We start from the raw sequence: 19,691 nt of genomic DNA, 5'->3' as shown, positions 1-19,691 counted from the left end.
TTTAGAATCATTCAAAATAAAATTCGGTAAAATTTAAAATTGAATAAAAAAATTAACTAAAACTCATCAATGTTAATATATTTGAGCATGAAAATTGTAGAAACGTTTATGAAAAAAAAGTTTATGAATTAATCAGGTTAGATGTTCCCTAAAGAATTTAAGTTTTGTAAAGACTATTTCAGAATGGCACCTTCAATAATCAGCTTATAAGTATAGCCTGCACCAAAATCTTTATCAAGTATAACTGTCCCTTCTAAAGTTACAATATCCCCAACACTCACAAATTCCTGAGTGGTTACAGTCAGGTCAAAGTTACCCGAATCGTTTGTGCCATCTTGAAGGTGTACCCAATTTTGATCCATAATGGAATTGTTGACTTTGACAACTTGTCCACGTACCACCACTTTTTTATTAGCGTAATCCTTGCGGTTTATAAATAGCTCTGCTATTGAAATACCATCAGATGCAGGATCTACCTGGATATCTTCATTTAGTTTACTTGCATTTGCTCCGCTGTGACTTGATGAGTCCTGTTTTGAAAAGCTTTGAGATGATTGGCCATGCACTGCTGACATCGAAGAGCTAATTGGCTCATTACTGATCTTTTGCACGAATAAAATGCTGCTGAAAACGCGGTCTAATTCTTTGCTCTTGAAATCTTTCATTTCCATAGCTTCGTCGTAGTAAAGCTCGTCTCCAACCTTTGCATCTATTTTCATAACTGCCATCCAAAAATTCTTGTCATTTTCATTTACAAACATGTAGGTGTATGAACTGGTTTGTAATACTTCTAAAACTTTAACTTGATTAGAAGAATATGTAGATTGTTTATTTCCACTACTGTTACAGGACGATAAAAGGGCAATTCCAATTATAATTACAAATAATAATCTCATAAAACCTTGTTTTAATGATTTAAAAATTCTCGACAATAATACAAAATAAAAAATCAAAAAACATCACCTAAGCAAAATATACTGCGATTAATTTTTAACTCTTTCTTGTTTCATAATAATTAGTAATTAGTATTTTTTTTATACTACTATTTTCTACTAAAGCTTAAATTTATCTATTCTCTGCTCATTTTTTAATGTTTTTATATATTTCTTTGTTGAATTATTCCCAAGCCAGCATATTCTGTAAAAATGTCGTAAAATCATCTATACTATTTTTTTCAATTTCATTTTCCAAATATAATCATTTCATTAAAACCAAATCATCTTATCAAAAACCATTTTCATTTGTTCCTACTATCTTTTTTATGAAATATGTACATAAACTGCTGTCTTTCAATTTTAGAATATCTGAGAAGTTTTTGTAGAATTACAACACCAACTACTTACTGTTCTATAAGTTTTCGGAAACAAACCGCTCATCCTTCTTTTTATTATTGTTTTTAATTCTTTATAATTAATTTATTAACTTCCTTATTTTCAACGTTTAATTTAATAATATAAACTCCTTTGGCTACCTTAGAAAGATTTATTTTTTGACTGCTTTTATTATTATCAATACATATTTCCTTTATTAATTTACCATCTAAGCTAAAAATAGTTGCTGATTTGATTTTTAATTGCTCATCATTTTCAATTATTATAAAATCTTGAGTTGGATTATAAAATAGCTGAATATTTACTTGTGTTTTTACATTATCATTTTCAAAAAGTGCCAATCCTTCCATTTTCTTAGTCTTATTCGATGCAATATCAACCACCCAAAAATTATTTCCATCATATGTAATATCTGTCGCACTGAATAAAATTTCATATTTCCAATACTCTTCTGTTCCATTTGTTGTAGTTATTATATTTCCTCCATGCCTAATTGCCCAAATTGAATCATTTGCAATTGTCATACCTGCCAAATGAGTACAACATAAATCTGTACTTGCATAGTTTACTGCATCAATTTCTAATAAGCAAGGACCCCAACCTCCATTATATGTAATATAGAATTTACTATTGTAATAAGTCAATCCCCACAAATCTCCAGATTGCAGATTAGTTGCAGAACCAATTATACTTATTGAATCAATTTTTTGACCGTTTGATTTATCTATTTTATACAACGAAAAAACAGAATATGTTGAATTATTAATTAAAGTGTCTGCAATAATTTTTGTATTCAACGCCCATAAAGTATCATCAACAAATGTAATACCGGTAATCTGAGCATTCTCAATTTCTATTGAATCAAGAGTTTGTCCATTTGTACTCGATTTATAAATCCAACCGGAAATATTATCACTTATCCAGAGATCTGTGCCATCCCAAGTTAATCCCCATGGATTTACTGTCGGTGAATTAAATTCATAAATGGCATATAGTGTGTCATTTTGACTAAATAAAGAGCCAAATACCATGGTCAAAACGCATGAAATTGCAAAGATTTTTTGTTTCATTATTCTAAATATTAATTTGTTATTAATTTGATGATTTTATTCGTTTTAACAACTGTTATTTATGTTAAATATAAGCAAAACCATCTTTTTTTTTCAAGTATTCTGTTATCATTTCGATAATTTTAACCAATAATCGTTACTAAATTACAAATTTAATTAATCTTTTTCATCAACATAGTAATTTGGCAACTTTTTTTAATGCCAAAATGACATTATCAATATTCTGTAAAAAACATGTTATCAGTCAATTAATAAATATTTGTGAAATTGTTTGCATAGTATAATATACGGCATTATCTTTGTTTAGAATTAGTCTAATTAAAATTAAGAGATAATATGTTTAAAGAATATAAACCAATAGATGACAAATTGTTCAGCATAATTGATGATGATGGTATTGTGAAAAACAAAAAATGGATGCCGGCTTTGTCAGATGAACATTTACAAAAAGCCTATAAAGACATGCTTTTTGCACGGGTTGCCGATTTGCAGATTGTAAACTATCAGCGACAGGGCAGGATATATACTTATCCTCCAAATTATGGACAAGAAGCAATTTCAGGAGCTGCAGGCTCAATCATGAGAGACAATGATTGGTTGGTACCGGCATTTCGCGAAATGGGTGCATACCTTGCAAAAGGAGCTACATTAAAAGAACTTTTCCTCTATTTCATGGGATATGAGGATGGCTCAATGTTTAAAAATGCAAATAACTTCCTTCCAATGGCAGTGCCAATTGCTTCTCAGTTGTTGCATGCCACCGGTATTGCCTACGAAGTGAAACTCAAGAAAAAAGATCAGATTGTTTACACTTTTGTTGGAGATGGCGGTACTTCAGAAGGCGATTTTCATGAAGCTGTGAATTTTGCAGGTAGCTGGAATGTGCCGGTAATTTTTATTGTGCAAAACAATCAATACGGAATTTCAACCCCATTTTCTGTGCAAACAGCCTCAAAAAATATTGCTGTAAAATCTGTAGCTTATGGAATTGAGGGAATTAAAGTTGATGGGAACGATTATTTTGCAATGTATGCAGCTTTTGAAAATGCTGTAAATCACATCAAATCAGGTTTAGGACCTGTGTTGATAGAGGCGGTTACTTACCGAAAAGGTGCTCATACAACTTCAGATGATCCAACAAAATACCGAACTAAAGAAGAAGAGCAAAGCTGGGACAAAAAAGACCCATTGAAAAGACTAAAAGCATTTCTCATTTCTAAAGAGTTGTGGTCGGAAAAAGAAGAGGAAAAATTGATAGTTGATTTTAAAAAAGAAGTTGACCGTCAGTTTGTTGAGGCAGAAAACTATCCGGCATATCCATTGGATGATGTTTTTCAATTCATGTATAGTGAAATGCCCGAGGATTTAAAAAAGCAGAAAATTGAACACGAAAAATTTCTAAAATGGAAGGAGGTACAGAAATGAAAATAATGAATATGGTGAATGCAATAAATAATGCATTAGATATAAAACTTAACGAAGATAAAAATATAATTGTTTATGGTCAGGATGTAGGAGTAGAAGGTGGTGTTTTTAGAGTTACCGAAGGATTACAAAAAAAATATGGGAAGGAAAGAGTTTTTGATTCACCGCTTGCCGAATCCGGAATTGTTGGAACAGCTGTAGGAATGGCTGTGGCAGGGCTAAGACCGGTTGTCGAGATGCAATTCTCAGGATTTGTATTTCCTGCATTCAATCAGATTTTGTCTCATGCTGCACGAATGAGAAACAGAAGCCGTGGACGCTACCAAACACCTATACTAATCAGAATGCCCTACGGTGGAGGAATCAATGCCCTTGAACATCATTCTGAAAGCATGGAAGCTTTGTTTGGCCATGTGCAGGGTTTAAAAGTGGTTATCCCTTCAACACCTCACGATGCCAAAGGCTTGTTGGTTTCGGCAATAGAAAGTAATGATACTGTTATTTTCATGGAACCAAAAAGAATATACAGAGCCATAAAACAAGAAGTTCCTGAAGAAAAATTCTCTATTCCATTAGGAAAAGCAAGCATTGTTTCACGAGGGACTGATATTACTATAGTTGCTTATGGTGCTATGTTGAGAGAAGTACAAAAAGCAATGGTCATGGCTAAAGCTGCCGGTATTTCTGTCGAATTAATCGACTTGCGATCCATCTATCCTATTGATAGAGATACTATTGCAAATTCTGTTAAAAAGACCGGCCGTATAATTACAGTTACGGAAAGTCCTAAAAGTTTTGGAGTAGCTTCAGAAATCACGCAAATTGTTACTGAAGACGCATTTTTGAGTTTAGAGGCACCTCCAAAACGAGTTACCGGCTTCGATACGATTGTACCGCTGCCAAAAGGCGAACATCATTATATGGTTTCTCCCGATAAAATATTTTATGAAATTGAAAAAACTGTAAAATTTTAACATATGAGATATATATTTAAATTCCCGGATATTGGCGAAGGCTTAGACGAAGGAACCATTGTAGAATGGCTTGTAAAAAAGGGACAGAAGATAGCATCCGGCGATTCGCTGGTTACTATGGAAACAGACAAAGTTGTAACAGAAATTCCATCTCCAAAAAGCGGCACATTGGTCAGCCTTTACGGAAAAGAAGGTGAGACAATTCATGTTGGCGATGCTTTGGTAGAAATTGAAATTGAAGGAGTTTTGGGCGAAGATGCTGTTGCTGAAGTAGAAAAAGGCTCCGATTTGGAGGCTGTGAAAGAAGAAGGAGCAGGTGTTGTTGGAACTTTAGAAATTGCGGGCAATGCAGCGGTTCTAACTTCAAGCAATGAAGGCATGGATAACAGTTCTGATAAATCAGAGAAATCTGTGAAAAGAGTTTTTGCAACACCCGTTTCAAGAGCTATGGCAAAAGATTTGGGCATTGATATCAAAAAAGTTATTGGCACCGGTCCGGCCGGACGAGTTATGAAAAATGATATTTTAACTTATGCCAGCGACAGGAAATCTCGCCCCGAGCCTAAAAGCAGCCCTCATTCAGACGAAACTCCATTTGTTGAAGTTGAACCTATGTCGCAAATCAGAAAAACTATTGCAAAAAACATGATTCAATCTAAACATAATGCAGCTCATATGACTGTATTCGAGGAGGTTGAAATTAGCGAACTCGATAGAATCAGAAAAAAATACAAAGACAAATACGCTCCCGAAAATGTTAAACTGACTTATCTTGCATTTATCATTAAAGCTGTTGCCTTATCATTAAAGAAATTCAAATCATTAAATTCGGAAATGGATATTGAAAATTCCAATATGATTTATAAGAAATATTATAATATTGGAATTGCTGTAGATACTGAAAAAGGCTTACTTGTTCCGCATGTAAAAAATGCCGATAAGCTTAGCATTATTGAAATTGCAAAAGAAATTCAGGCATTGTCGGAGAAAGCCAGAGACGGTAAACTTTCGATGGATGAAATGAAAGACGGAACTTTCACAGTTACCAGTTATGGTTCTATAGGTGGAATATTTGGAGTTCCTGTAATTAATTATCCACAAGCCGGCATTTTAGGAATAGGTAGAATTAGCAAGCAGCCAATAGTAAAAAACGACAAATTAGACATTGGCCATATTTTACCTCTGTCTTTGTCTGTAGATCATAGAATTGCTGATGGTGGCGAAACTTCAAGATTCTTAAATTCAATTATGGCTTATTTGGCCGAACCCGTAACTTTATTGTTTGATTAAAAAAAATATGACTTATGAAATATGATATTATAATTATAGGCTCGGGACCTGCCGGCTATGTAGCTGCAATCAGGGCAGGCCAGCTTGGTCTAAAAACTGCAATTGTTGAAAAATCTGAAATAGGAGGAATGTGTCTCAATTGGGGTTGTATCCCTTCAAAATCAATAATTGAAAGTGCAAAATTGTATAATAAAATTATTAAAGATGCTGCAAAATTTGGTGTTGATGGAATTGACAAAAAGAGCATCTCTTTTAATTTTGCGAAGGCAACAAAAAGAGCCAATCAGATTGTAAAACGATTGACTAAAGGAATAGAATTTCTTCTTAAAAAAAATGGTGTAGAAATAATTCAAGGCGAAGCCGAAATAGTTTCAAAAAATTCAATTACTGTAAATAATAGAAATATAGAAACAGAGAATATAATCATTTCAAGCGGTTCGTATATTCCTGAAATTGAGACTACAAAAAATGATTTGGTTTTGAATGTAAAAGAGCTTTTTACTAAAAGTGAAATTCCTGAAAATGTAGTTGTTTATGGTCGTAATTCTACAGCAATTGAATTGGCTCAGTTTTTTTCATTAATTCGAAAAAATGTTACTCTCGTTACTGATAATGGCATTATTTTACCTTTGGCCGATAAATACTTATCGAAATATATTCAGACTAATTTAACTAAAAGTAAAGTGAAAATCATTTTCAATTCGCCTATCGAAAATGTTGAGAATTATTTTTCAGAAGGCATTCTTGAAATTAATAATGAAAAAGTGAAATGCGATATAATAATTAACTCTCAGGAAAGAAAGGCTGTGATTCCGGAATCGAAAGTAAAACTTGAAATTGAAAATGAGTTTATCAAAGTTGATAAAAATTGCAAAACCAATATAGATGGGATTTTTGCTATTGGCGATGTTAATGGAAAAAGCAAATTTGCTCATATTGCTTCGGCACAAGGCCTGCATGTAATAAATTTGATAAAGGGAGTCAAATCAGAATTGGATATAAAAAAGTACCCTTTAAATATGTACACAGTACCTGAGCTTTCTCAAATTGGCCAAACCGAAGACGATCTAATAAAATCTAATGTTGATTATAAAATTAGTGAATTCCCATTGTCGGCAAACGGAAAAGCCTTGGCAGAAGGCAATAACGAAGGATTTATTAGAATTTTGTCGGAGAAAAAGTATGGTGAAGTTTTAGGTGTACAGATTGTGGCTGCCAATGCTACCGACCTGATTGCTGAGGCATCGGCATTTATGCAGTTGGAATCAACAATTTATGATGTTGCAAAAACTGTTCATGCTCATCCTACAATTTCTGAAATATTTATGGAAGTAGGCTTCGAAGCTATAGATCAGGCTATTCATAAGTGAGGCTTTCCTTTTCAATTTGTGGCGAATATTGTGGGTTTGTAGAGGCATAGGCTGAAAGCCTAATTAAATTCAGCCAAGGCACCGCCTTGGGTAAAAGAATTCCAATGAAAACCGCCCTGAAAGGGCAACTTATCAACATCATAATGGATATTTTTAGGCTGTCCTTTCAGGACGACAATTCCGTTGTTTATGACCCAAGGCGCTGCCTTGGGCTGAATTATACTGCACTTTCAGTGCAACTTAGCCCTTATGTATAATTGGCAAGTAAGTAATATCTCAACTCAAACAATTCACTAATTAGAATAAAGCAAAATTCTAAAATGAATACCACAAATGTAAAAAAATACGATCTTCAGGATTTTTCAATTATAAATTCTGAAAAGGATTTTGATTTTCATATTTGGCAACCAAAAGAGAATTATATTGTTCTCGGAAGGTCAAACAGTGTAGAAAAATCTGTCAATACCGAAGAAATTATTAAGAATAAAATCGCAGTTTATAAGCGCCCTTCCGGGGGCGAAACTGTGATTTTAACTCCAAACACATTAGTATTTTCGGTAAAACTTAAAATTAATGATAATTCACATGATTATTTTAGGCTGATAAACGATAGAATAATTCAATCTTTAGAAAATCTTGGAATTAAAGATGTTTCTATGAAAGGAATTTCAGATATTTCTATTGGCGAGAAAAAAATCTTAGGGTCCTCAATATATCGAAAAAAGGACATGCTTTTCTATCATGCAGTACTTAATGTTTCAGAAAAAACGGAAATTATTCAAAAGTATATTAAACACCCAAAAAGAGAACCTGACTACAGGAAAGGCAGAAAACATTGCGATTTTGTAAGTTCAATAAAAGCAGAGGGTTACGACATTAGTATTTCTGAAATTCGTGCTAAATTGAATGCGTATTTATTTTCATTAAAATCACTTAGTTAACTATTTTTGTGGAGTTTAGACATACTTGAGATATTTTTAGTAGTTTTTTATAATCCAAAATTCAATAATGAATTACTATTGTTTGACTATAAATTGAATTTCTATTTCTCATTTAGTTCAAACAAATTGGTAGCTGGATTTATTAAAATGTGTGCAACAGAAAGCAATAAATTAAGCAAATTAAATTATCAGGCAACTGAATATTCCAACAATTTAAAAAATTCAAAAAATATCAAAAAGAATAATGGTATTTTTGCATTTTAATTTTTATAAAAAATAGATGAAATGGGAAATATCGTAGCAATTGTTGGCAGACCAAATGTGGGCAAATCTACATTGTATAATCGTTTGACAGAATCAAGAGAAGCAATTGTTGACGAATATAGTGGAGTTACCAGAGATAGAATCTATGGAAAATCGGATTGGAACGGAATAGATTTTTCAGTAATCGACACCGGCGGATATTTGTCGAATCCCGACGATATTTTCGAAAAAGAAATTCGCAAACAGGTTTTTCTCGCCATGGAAGAAGCAGATATAATTCTATTTGTTGTAGATGTTTTGAGTGGCATTACCGATTTTGATGAAGCAGTTGCCAGAATTTTGCAAAAATCGGAAAAAAAAATATTCCTTGTAGTAAATAAATGTGATAATACTGAGCGGCTTTTCGATTCTCATGAATTTTATGGCTTAGGATATGAAAAGTTATATCCAATATCTTCAATAAATGGTAGTGGAACCGGCGAACTTTTAGACGATTTGGTGAATTCTTTCGAAAAAACCAAAGAACTTGATGTCCCGGACTTACCAAAATTTGCCATTGTGGGCCGTCCAAATGTTGGGAAATCTTCGCTACTTAATTCACTTATCGGCAAAGAACAAAATATAGTTACACCAATTGCCGGAACAACTCGCGATTCTATTCATACTCGCTATCAGAAATTTGGCTACGACTTTTATTTAATTGATACTGCCGGTGTTCGGAAAAAAGGAAAAGTTACCGAAGATCTTGAATTTTATTCTGTAATGCGAGCTGTCAGAGCAATTGAACATGCTGATATTTGCCTACTAATGATTGATGCTACAAGGGGTATTGAAGCTCAGGATGTAAATATTTTCCATTTGATTCAAAAAAATAGAAAAGGAGTAGTTGTAGTCGTAAACAAATGGGATATTATTGAAAAAGAAACAAATTCCACAAAAAAAAGTATTGAAATTATTAAAGAAAAATTGGCTCCTTTCAACGATGTGCCAATAGTTTTTGCATCAGCCAAAACAAAACAAAGAATAAATAAAATCCTTGAACTCGCAATTGAAGTAAATAACAATCGTAGGCAAAGAATCAAAACTTCAGTTTTAAACGAATTTATGATAGAAGCTGTTGAAAAATATCCACCACCTTCTGTCAAAGGAAAATATATAAGAATAAAATTTGCAACCCAATTGCCAACTTTAGCTCCTTCTTTCGCCTTCTTCTGCAATTTGCCACAGTATGTTAAAGATCCTTACAGGAGATATATGGAAAACAGACTAAGAGAGAAGTTTAATTTTTCGGGCGTACCAATTCAGATATTTTTTAGAAAAAAGTAAACATTTTATATTTGAATTTTGAATTAAAATAAAGTAACATTTCCAAAGAATATTCTTATCATTGGTTAAAATTTTATATAGTGAAGAGAATTATAATTAAAATATCAGTAGGTTTTTTCATGATAGCAATAATTTATTCTTGCAAGGAAATAAAATCCTATTCAGAAACTCCGCAAATTGCTTTTAAAAATGCCGAATTAAAAATTGATAGTTCTTTTTTTCAAAACTATATAAAAACAGTGGATTTGAAATTCTCCCTAATTGATGGAGACGGGGATATTGGTTCCGATTCTGTTTCAAATTTTTTCTATAAAATGTTTTACAAAATCGATGGAGAATATTTAGAATATCCAAACCCCGATTCAATCTTTTTTAAAATCCCACATATTGAACAACCATCGGGACAAAATAAAACAATTCTTGCCGACATAATAGTGAAATTTGAATATTTGCAATCGGAATATATTTTAGACACTATCAAATATGAATTTTATGTGGTTGACCGTGCAAAAAATCAAAGTAATATTGAAATTAGTCCTGAATTGACTTTTACTCAATAGATTCAAGAATATCAAGGAAGTAAAGTTATTAAAGTTGAAGGATGAAATTTATTTAATCCAAAATTATTACATTTTCTCCCACTTCCGATAAATTCTCAAATAGCATAAAAATCAGCGATAAGCTACAAAATCTTTGGACTAAGTAAACAGAATTGCATTTCCCGCAGATTTCGCAGATTTACGCAGAAATATGACAATAATTAACGAAATCTGCGGGATATTTTATTTTTCAAATTCTAACCTGAATATTACTTCTTATTTCGACTTTCAACAATCTCCTCCTGAATAGCTTTATTCACAGGTTCGTATTTGTCAAATTCCATAGAGAAGTTTGCTCTACCGCTTGAAAGATTTCGTAATTGTGTTGCGTATCCGAACATTTCCATCAATGGTACCGTTCCATAAAGTTTTTGAGAACCTTTTCGATATCTTCTCATCGAAAGAATTTTACCACGCTTTTTATTGATATTTCCAACTATTCCACCAATAAAATCGTCCGGTGTATTAATTTCAATTTTCATTATTGGCTCAAGCAAAATAGGATTAGCTTTCATAAAACCATTTTTAAAACAAATTGAACCACATGTTTGAAATGCCATATCTGACGAATCGACAGGGTGGAAATTTCCGTCAAGTAGCACAGCCTTAACATCAATTATAGGAAAACCTGCTAAAATTCCCTTTGCCATAGTTTTTTTCACACCTTTATCAACAGATGGAATATATTCGGCCGGAATACGACCACTTTTAATATGATCAACAAACTCGTAACCTTGATTTACGTTTGGTTCTATTCTCATTAATGTTTGAGCAAACTGACCTTTACCACCACTCTGCTTCGAGTATTTATGTAGAATTTGTGTTTCCTGAGTAATGGTTTCACGGTATGTTACAGAAGGTTCGCCTATCTCAACATCAACATTAAATTCGCTTTTTATTCTATCAATAATAATTTCGAGATGAAGTTCTCCCATACCGGCAACAATTGTTTCATTTGTCTCCTCATCGTAGCGAGCATTAAACGAAGGGTCTTCATTCGATAGTTTTGCAAGTGCTTCGCCAAGTTTTCCTTGTTCTTTTCTCGATTCTGCAGCAATTTTCATTTCAATTACCGAAGGTGGAACTTTTATAGTCTCTAAATATAATTTATTGTCAACATCGCAAAGAGTATCCCCGGTTTTGGTTATTTTCATGCCAATCAAAGCAACAATATCGCCAGCTCCGGCTACAGTTACTTCTTCTCTATCTTTTGCATGAATTCTTAAAATTCTACCAATTCTTTCCGATTTTCCTCTTATAGTATTCTCAACCGGAGTGCCGCTTTTAATTGAACCGGAATAGATCCTGATGAAAGTTTGTTGGCCTACATATGGATCATTTACAATTTTAAAAGCTAAAGCAGAAAATGGTTCTTTTTTAGAGGGCAAGCGTTTAATTGACTTTTCCTCATCATCTATATCTGAACCAAAAACGGCACCAATATCAATTGGCGAAGGCAAATAATCAATAACTGCATCTAAAAGTAATTGAACTCCTTTATTTTTATATGCAGCACCGCAAAATACCGGCGTGATAAGGAGTTTTAGGCATCCTTCTCTTGCAGCGGTTTTTAGTAATTCAATTGGAATTTCTTTTTCTTCAAGAAATAATTCTAAAATATCTTCATTAAAATCAGCAAGTTTTTCGATTAACTTTTCTCGGGCTTCATTCAATTTTTCGATATGTGTTTCAGGAATGTCAATTTCAACTCTTTCGTAATCTTGAAATTCATATGCCTTTTTTTCAATAACATCGATTACTCCTTTAAAATCTTCTTCATCACCAATCGGAATTTGAAAAGGTATCGCATTGGCATCAAGATATTTATTCATTTGACCAACAACTTCAAAAAACGATGCCCCCGTCCTATCCATTTTGTTGACGAATCCAATTCTTGGAACTTTATAATTATCTGCCTGATTCCAAACAGTTTCCGATTGTGGCTCGACTCCACCAACTGCACAAAATACAGCAACCATTCCATCAATTACTCGCAGCGATCGTTCTACTTCAATAGTAAAATCGACGTGCCCCGGAGTGTCAATAAGATTGATTTGGGCTTCTTTCCAAGCACAAGATATTGCTGCAGAGGCAATTGTAATACCTCGTTCCTGCTCTTGCTTCATAAAATCCATGGTAGCTTGTCCGTCATGAACCTCCCCCATTTTTCTATTTACTCCTGTTAGGAATAAAATTCGTTCTGTTACTGTTGTTTTTCCTGCATCAATATGAGCGGCAATACCTATGTTTCGTAAATCTTTTAATGACATATCCTAAATTGAAAAAAAGCTGCAAAATTAATACAAGTTTTTTAATCTATCTTAAGAAATTGTTAAAAAATCATTATGTTCGATTTTCATTTTGAAATCTTAATTTATCCTCTGATAATCAATTTTATAACTTATTGCAAATACACAATTATTTTTGCTAAAAATATACTAAAACTAATTTATGTTAACAAAAATTGTATTTTTTTCATCAAATTTCAAAAGCATTTGAGATTCTTTTTATAGCTTTTCACTATTAAAAAATCAAAGAAGAAGAATATAGATTTCCTATTCAAGCAAAAATTTGCTTAATTTGATAGAATTTAGACTTGAAAATATAGATTATGAAAATTAAAAAGTTTCTTTTGATAACAATTGCATTACTAATGTTTATGTTTTCTAGCTATTCGCAAAGAGGACAGAAATCATTCGATGAATATCACAAATACTCGCAGCACTGGAAAAAAGTAGATAGTTTTGATAAAAAAGGATTGCCAAAATCAGCATTAAAAATAGTTGATGAAATCTATGAAAAAGCAAAAGATGAAAACAATTATCCCCAGCTAATAAAAACACTTTTGCACTATTGCAAATTTACAAACAAGCTTGAAGAAAAATCTTACGTTTTAATAATCAGCAAGTTAGAAAACGAATTGAAAAAATCTGAATTTCCAAATTCTGCAATCCTCAATTCGATAATTGCCGAAACTTACTGGGACTATTTTCAGAAAAACCGCTGGAAAATTCTGAATCGTACTGAAACTGTCGGATATGATTCGGAGGATATGGAAACCTGGGATTTGAAAAAACTCACTGAAAAGGCGATTTTTCATTTTCAAAATTCGCTGCAAAATGCCGATAGTTTGAATAAAATTTCCGTGAATTTATACGATGAAATAATTTTAAAAGGCACAAAGTCTCAAGTTCTACGACCAACATTGTACGATTTTCTGGCTCATCGTACAATCGATTTTTTTTCAAATTCGCAATCGAAACTCACAATTCCTATCAATAATTTTCAGCTGAAAGAAAAATTTTATTTTTCTGATACAGAGGATTTTATAAAAGCAAAAATCTCAACAAAAGATAGTTTATCGTTTCATTTTTTTGCAATCGAAAATTTTCGTAAGCTGCTGAAATATAAAGTTCAAGCAGGTTCTGATGATGCAATAATAGACATAGAATGCAAAAGAATCGAGTTTGTTCGCCAAAATTCCGTGAATGAACAGAAAGACAGTTTATATCTCAGTTTTCTGAATAGGCTTGAGAAAAAGTATGCAACAAATCCGCTTTCTGCTCAGGCTTCTTTTGCTATAGCTCAGTTTTATCGATCTCGGGCATACCAATATAATCCGGAAATTTTCGAAACTCATATTTTCAAAAACAGCAATCAAAAAGCCTTTGATATTTGTAAAAACATTGTTGAAAAATTCCCAAAAACCAATTCAGCAACGAGAGCTGAGAATTTGCTCCTCGAAATTAAACAAAAATTTCTATCCTTCGAAATTGAAGAAAACATAATCCCGGAAGATAAAATCCTGACAAAAATAAATTATCGTAACATTTCGAAAGTTTATGTAAGAATTGCAGCCATCAGCTCCAAAAAATTGCATCAAATTAATAAGGAACATAGATACGATGAGTATTTTGCAAGAATCAAGGAAAACTCTACTGAGATTAAAAACTACGAATTCGAGCTTCCTAACGATTCTGACTTTCAAAAACATAGTTGTGAACTTTTGATTGATGGTTTGCCGCTCGGTTCATATGTTGTAATAATGTCGAATAATCCGCAATTCAAAGAGAAAAACAATATTGTGGCTTACAGGACTTTTGTTGTTACTAATCTCAGTTTTATCCAAAATCAATCAGACGATGGAACAAATTCCTTTTATGTTTTAGACCGAAAAACCGGGGCTGGCATAAAAAATGCTAAAGCACAAGTATTTTACAAAAAGTATGATAGAAAAGCCCGGAAATATCAATATATTATAGGGCCAAAAATATTATCGGATAAAAAAGGTTTTTTGGAAATTCCAAATGATGAAAACTTCAACGATACAAGAAGCTACTATATTGAATTCACAAATAAAAATGACACATTAATTTCTGACAGAAATTATCGTCAATATTTTCCACGAAAAGATCATAACAAACCCGGAAAATCAACTTTCTTTTTCACCGATAGGGCAATATACAGACCGGGACAAACTGTTCATTTCAAAGGAATTATACTGAAATCTTACAAAAATCAACATGAAATTTTTCCTCATATAAAAACGACAGTCGAATTTTTCGATGCCAACTATCAGAAAATCTCAGAATTAGAATTAAAATCAAATGAGTTCGGTACATTCAGCGGAAGTTTTATTATTCCAAAAGGCAGACTTAACGGCACTTTCAGGTTAAAAAATAAATATGGATCAAAGCAAATTCAGGTTGAAGAATATAAACGACCAAAATTTGCAGTCTCAATTTTGCCTTTCGTCGAAAGTTATTTTCTTAACGATTCTGTAAAAGTCAGAGGTTCAGCAATTTCATATTCGGGAGCAAATTTGAGTGAAACTCAAGTGGTTTATAAAATATTTAAAAGTCCTAACAGGCAAAATTGGTGGCATAATACTTCTGAAACTGAAATTGCTTTTGGTGAAATTGAGACAGATGAAAACGGAAAGTTTGAATTTAGTTTTATTGCAAAACATGACCTCTTATTTCCAAAGAACCCGGAAAACGTTTTTTCATTTAGAATTTTTATTGATGTTACCGATTCTAATGGCGAAACTCAGAGTACTGAAAATAGCATAAATATAGGTTATCAAACGCTCAGGCTCGGGCTAGAAATTCCTAAAAAACTTTGTAAGGAAAATATTAAACAAGAATTTGAGAATAGTTTTTCAGTTCAAACAAAAAATCTGAATGGCAATTTTGTTCCTGCAAAAGGAAAAATTGCAATTTTCAAACTTGAAGAACCGCTGGAAGTTTTACGAAAAAGACATTGGACAAAGCCCGATAAATATATTTACAGCAAAAATGAATGGGAAAATCTTTTTGCTGGAAATGAATACAAAAATGAAACTGAAATAGAAAACCTCAAGAAATCTATCAAAAAATTGGAAATTAATTTCGATACAAAAAACAATAAATCTATAAATCTTGAAAATATTTCTGATTGGAAAACGGGCAGATATCTTGTAGAATTAAGCTCAAAAGATACTTTTGGAAACGATGTTTTCAAAAAACAATATTTCACCTTATTTTCTGAAAAAGAAAAAACTTGCCCTGTGGTTGCGAGCCTGTGGTGTTCTACCATTTCAAATAAATATGAAGTTGGAGAAACAGCAAAAATTGCTATTGGAAGTGCATTAAAAAATGCCAGCATTTTGTTAGAGACTAGGCAAGAAAATACCGTTTTACACTTCGAATGGATAAAATTAGAAAATGAGCAGAAATTGTTTGAAATTCCAATTTTGAAGAACTATCGTGGAAATGTTTTTATCCATTTCACATTGGTACGCAACAATAGACATTACACATTTGAGGAAAAAATAGATGTGCCATATTCTAACAAAAAACTTGATATAGAATTTGAAACTTTTCGAGACAAAATTTTGCCTGGAAGTCAGGAAGAATGGAAAATTACAATTAAAAATAAAGATGGAGAAACAGAATCGGCAGAAATGCTTGCTTGTCTTTACGATAAATCATTAGATAGTTTTAAGAAAAATGTTTGGGGTTTGAATATCTACAAAAAATGTTATAACGCAACAACTAGGAGTGCGACATGTTTTAGAAGTAACTATTCTGATGATGCTTCACGAATTTCAATTAAATATAAAGAAGTTCCATTTGAAACTTACGACTATTTGAATTGGTTTGGATTTAATGATTATAGTTTGACTGAAATGCGGGAAGGAGATACCGAACCAGTTTATTTTGCAATTGAAAGATTGGATATGGATAAAAGTGATGCAACTTTTGCTAACGGTATTGTAGCTAAACAAAAACAAGTAACTATCATAGAGAACGACATAGAATTATTGGCTAACAAACAGGAAGAAAAGAAAAAATATTTTGATGATCCATCAATTCAAAATAGGTCAAACTTTAGTGAAACAGCATTTTTCTATCCACACTTACAGAGCGACAAGGATGGAAATTTGAATATAAAATTTACTATCCCCGAATCACTCACAAAATGGAAAATGCTGGGATTTGCCCACAGCAAAGATTTAAAATACGGTTTCATCGAAAAGGAACTTATTACTCAAAAACCTTTGATGGTTACGCCAAATATTCCTCGATTTTTCAGAGAAGGCGATACAATTGTACTTGTCAGTAAAATTAGTAATCTATCGGAAAAAGATATTGAAGGACTTGCAAAAATTGAATTTTCTAATCCTATAGATTTTCAAGTTATAGAAAATTTGATTTTGGACTCAACTACTGAAATTCAAAACTTTAAAATAGTTACAGGACAAAACTCAAGCGTTTCCTGGAAATTAGAAATTCCAGAAGGAATTTCGGCACTTTCTTGTAAAATTATCGCTAAGTCTGAAAATTTTTCCGATGCCGAAGAACATACAATTCCGGTTTTGTCAAATCGCATTTTAGTTACTGAATCGCTCCCGCTCCCAATTCGTGGAAACGAGACAAAAACATTTGAGTTGAAAAAATTGCAAAATTCCGGAAAATCTCCAAGCTTAAAAAACCATAAACTAAGTCTTGAATTTACTGCAAATCCGGCCTGGTACGCAGTTCAGGCTCTCCCCTATCTCGTCGATTTTCCTTACGATTGTGCAGAGCAAACTTTCAGCAAATTTTATGCAAACAGTCTGGCAGCACATATTGCAAACTCTTCGCCCAAAATAAAAGCAGTTTTCGATAGTTGGAAAAACACCGAAAACTCCGATGCATTGCTTTCAAAACTTGAAAAAAATCAGGAGCTAAAACAAATCCTGATAGAAGAAACTCCCTGGCTTTTAGATGCAAAAAACGAAAGCGAAAGTAAGCAACGAATTGCTCTTCTCTTCGATTTAAACAATCTTGCAAACGAACTTGAGTCAATGTTGCTACAGTTAGAAAATATGCAAAACTCAAGTGGAGCCTGGCCTTGGTTTAAGGGAATGCACGATAACAGATTTATAACGCAGCATATTGTGGCAGGTTTTGGGCATCTCTACAAACTTGGGGCTATTGAGAAAAATACCCGAATTGAACAAATGCTAAAAAAAGCACTTTCTTACCTCGACCAACAAATGAAAAAAGATTATAAACTTTTAATAAAAAGGAAGAATAAAGATTTTAATCCAAGTCGAATTCATATTCATTATCTGTATGCAAGAAGCTTTTTTAAAGAAATCGAAATTAGCAATGAACATTCTCTTGCTTTCAATTATTTTTTGAAACAAGCTGAAAAGCATTGGCTAAAAAACTCGAAGTATTTGCAAGCTATGATTGCTTTGGCATTGCATAAGTTTGGGAATGAAATAACTCCATTTGAGATTTTAAAATCCATAGAGGAACATTCGCTTCATTCCAATGAATTAGGAATGTATTGGAAAGAAAATTCGGGCGGAATGTTTTGGTACGAAGCTCCAATAGAAACGCAGGCATTGATGATTGAACTTTTCGACGAGCTATCGGAAAATCAGGAAACTGTTGAAGAACTGAAAATTTGGCTGCTCAAGCAAAAACAAACTCAGAATTGGAAAACCAGCAAAGCCACTACCGATGCCATTTATGCACTTCTACTCAAAGGAAACGATTTGCTCGGAAATAGCAATCAAGTAGAAATTTCTGTAGGTTCGCAAAAAATAAATCCTCAGGAAAATGATGATTTGAATTTGGAAGCAGGTACCGGATATTTCAAAAAATCATGGTCGGCAAACGAAATCAGTCCTGATATGGGAAAAGTTACTGTAAATAAGCAAAATAACGGAATAGCCTGGGGGAGTTTGTATTGGCAGTATTTTGAAGATATTGATAAAATTACTAAGCACGAAACTGCTTTAAAGCTAAAGAAGGATTTATTTATTGAAAAACAGACAGATAGCGGCAAAAAGCTGTTTTTAATTAATGATTCTAGCAAACTTTTTGTAGGCGATAAAATAATTGTAAGAATTGAATTGCGAGTTGACAGAGCTATGGAATATGTTCATATGAAAGATATGCGGGCATCCGGTTTTGAACCTATAAACATAATTTCTGCTTATAAATATCAGGGCGGTTTAGGATATTATGAAAGCACAAAAGATGCTGCAACTAACTTTTTTATTTCGTATCTGCCAAAAGGCACATTTGTTTTTGAATATCCTTTGCGAGTAAGCCAAAGTGGAGTTTTCTCAAATGGAATAACAAAAATACAATCTATGTATGCTCCGGAGTTTTCTTCGTTTAGTGAAGGGATTAGAATAAAGGTTTCGGGAGAATGAATTTAAATATTTGGTCGTTTATGCAATTTACCACTTGGAGTGGCGGCACGGGTAAAGGCATAATAAAAAAAAATATGAACGTTTAATACTTTAGAACTTATTACCAAAAAAGCCCCAAAGTAAAAAACAATGGGGCTTTAGTTTGAAGTAACAAATATACTATTTCACCAAACTCATACATTTGGTTTCTAAATAGTTAGAATTTTCTCCTATAACTTTTATTGTATAGAAGTATGCACCGGCAGAAAGTCCGCTTGCATCGAATTTTACTGTATAACTTCCGCCTTTTTGTTCAGTTTCAACAAGCACTGAAATTTGCTCGCCAAGATTGTTGAAAACCGTTAGGCTTACCATTCCTGCCTCGGGAAGCTCGTAATAAATCTCCGTAATTTGCTTAAATGGA

13 protein-coding genes are annotated in these 19,691 nt (G+C 32.7%); 9 read left to right on the top strand and 4 right to left on the bottom strand.

Annotated elements, in window-relative coordinates; genetic code table 11:
• Positions 1-173 precede the first annotated feature (173 nt).
• Both HN894_17780 and HN894_17775 read right to left on the bottom strand, forming a co-directional pair.
• Entirely contained in the window at positions 174-896 is a 723-nt protein-coding gene (locus HN894_17780) for a hypothetical protein (GenBank protein MBT7145176.1), read from the bottom strand.
• Positions 897-1,396: 500 nt separating this feature from the next.
• A complete protein-coding gene (locus HN894_17775; protein ID MBT7145175.1) occupies positions 1,397-2,401 on the bottom strand; it encodes a T9SS type A sorting domain-containing protein in 1,005 nt (334 codons plus the stop codon).
• Positions 2,402-2,737: 336 nt separating this feature from the next.
• Here HN894_17775 and pdhA point away from each other — a divergent pair, with 336 nt between their 5' ends.
• The 8 genes from pdhA to HN894_17735 all read left to right on the top strand — a co-directional run bounded on the left by pdhA (position 2,738) and on the right by HN894_17735 (position 10,551).
• Entirely contained in the window at positions 2,738-3,826 is a 1,089-nt protein-coding gene (gene pdhA / locus HN894_17770) for a pyruvate dehydrogenase (acetyl-transferring) E1 component subunit alpha (protein ID MBT7145174.1), read from the top strand.
• On the top strand, positions 3,823-4,800 hold the full coding sequence (locus tag HN894_17765) for an alpha-ketoacid dehydrogenase subunit beta (protein MBT7145173.1): 978 nt from the start codon (positions 3,823-3,825) through the stop codon (positions 4,798-4,800). The genes pdhA and HN894_17765 overlap by 4 nt, the downstream gene beginning before the upstream one ends.
• Positions 4,801-4,803: 3 nt before the next feature.
• Positions 4,804-6,090, top strand: coding sequence for a 2-oxo acid dehydrogenase subunit E2 (locus HN894_17760; protein MBT7145172.1), 1,287 nt, complete (start codon positions 4,804-4,806; stop codon positions 6,088-6,090).
• Positions 6,091-6,104: 14 nt separating this feature from the next.
• Complete coding sequence (lpdA, locus tag HN894_17755; protein ID MBT7145171.1) at positions 6,105-7,460, top strand: dihydrolipoyl dehydrogenase; 1,356 nt, start codon at positions 6,105-6,107, stop codon at positions 7,458-7,460.
• Positions 7,461-7,564: 104 nt separating this feature from the next.
• On the top strand, positions 7,565-7,717 hold the full coding sequence (locus tag HN894_17750) for a hypothetical protein (GenBank protein MBT7145170.1): 153 nt from the start codon (positions 7,565-7,567) through the stop codon (positions 7,715-7,717).
• Positions 7,718-7,780: 63 nt separating this feature from the next.
• Complete coding sequence (locus HN894_17745) at positions 7,781-8,401, top strand: hypothetical protein (protein ID MBT7145169.1); 621 nt, start codon at positions 7,781-7,783, stop codon at positions 8,399-8,401.
• Between the two features lie 285 nt (positions 8,402-8,686).
• A complete protein-coding gene (der, locus tag HN894_17740; GenBank protein ID MBT7145168.1) occupies positions 8,687-9,991 on the top strand; it encodes a ribosome biogenesis GTPase Der in 1,305 nt (434 codons plus the stop codon).
• A gap of 80 nt (positions 9,992-10,071) precedes the next feature.
• The gene (locus HN894_17735; GenBank protein MBT7145167.1) at positions 10,072-10,551 is read left to right on the top strand and encodes a hypothetical protein; all 480 of its coding nucleotides are present in this window, start codon (positions 10,072-10,074) and stop codon (positions 10,549-10,551) included.
• A gap of 248 nt (positions 10,552-10,799) precedes the next feature.
• On the opposite strand, the gene fusA is transcribed toward HN894_17735, so the two are convergent.
• Entirely contained in the window at positions 10,800-12,860 is a 2,061-nt protein-coding gene (gene fusA / locus HN894_17730; GenBank protein ID MBT7145166.1) for an elongation factor G, read from the bottom strand.
• A 341-nt stretch (positions 12,861-13,201) separates the two neighbouring features.
• Here fusA and HN894_17725 point away from each other — a divergent pair, with 341 nt between their 5' ends.
• Positions 13,202-19,288: a hypothetical protein gene (locus tag HN894_17725; GenBank protein ID MBT7145165.1), complete on the top strand. Its 6,087-nt coding sequence runs from the start codon at positions 13,202-13,204 to the stop codon at positions 19,286-19,288.
• Positions 19,289-19,447: 159 nt separating this feature from the next.
• On the opposite strand, the gene HN894_17720 is transcribed toward HN894_17725, so the two are convergent.
• Positions 19,448-19,691: hypothetical protein (locus tag HN894_17720; protein ID MBT7145164.1), on the bottom strand; the 244-nt coding region annotated here is incomplete at its 5' end.

This window comes from Bacteroidota bacterium (assembly GCA_018692315.1).
Taxonomy (GTDB): Bacteria; Bacteroidota; Bacteroidia; order Bacteroidales; family JABHKC01; genus JABHKC01.
This window is presented reverse-complemented; position numbering and strand designations above follow the sequence as displayed.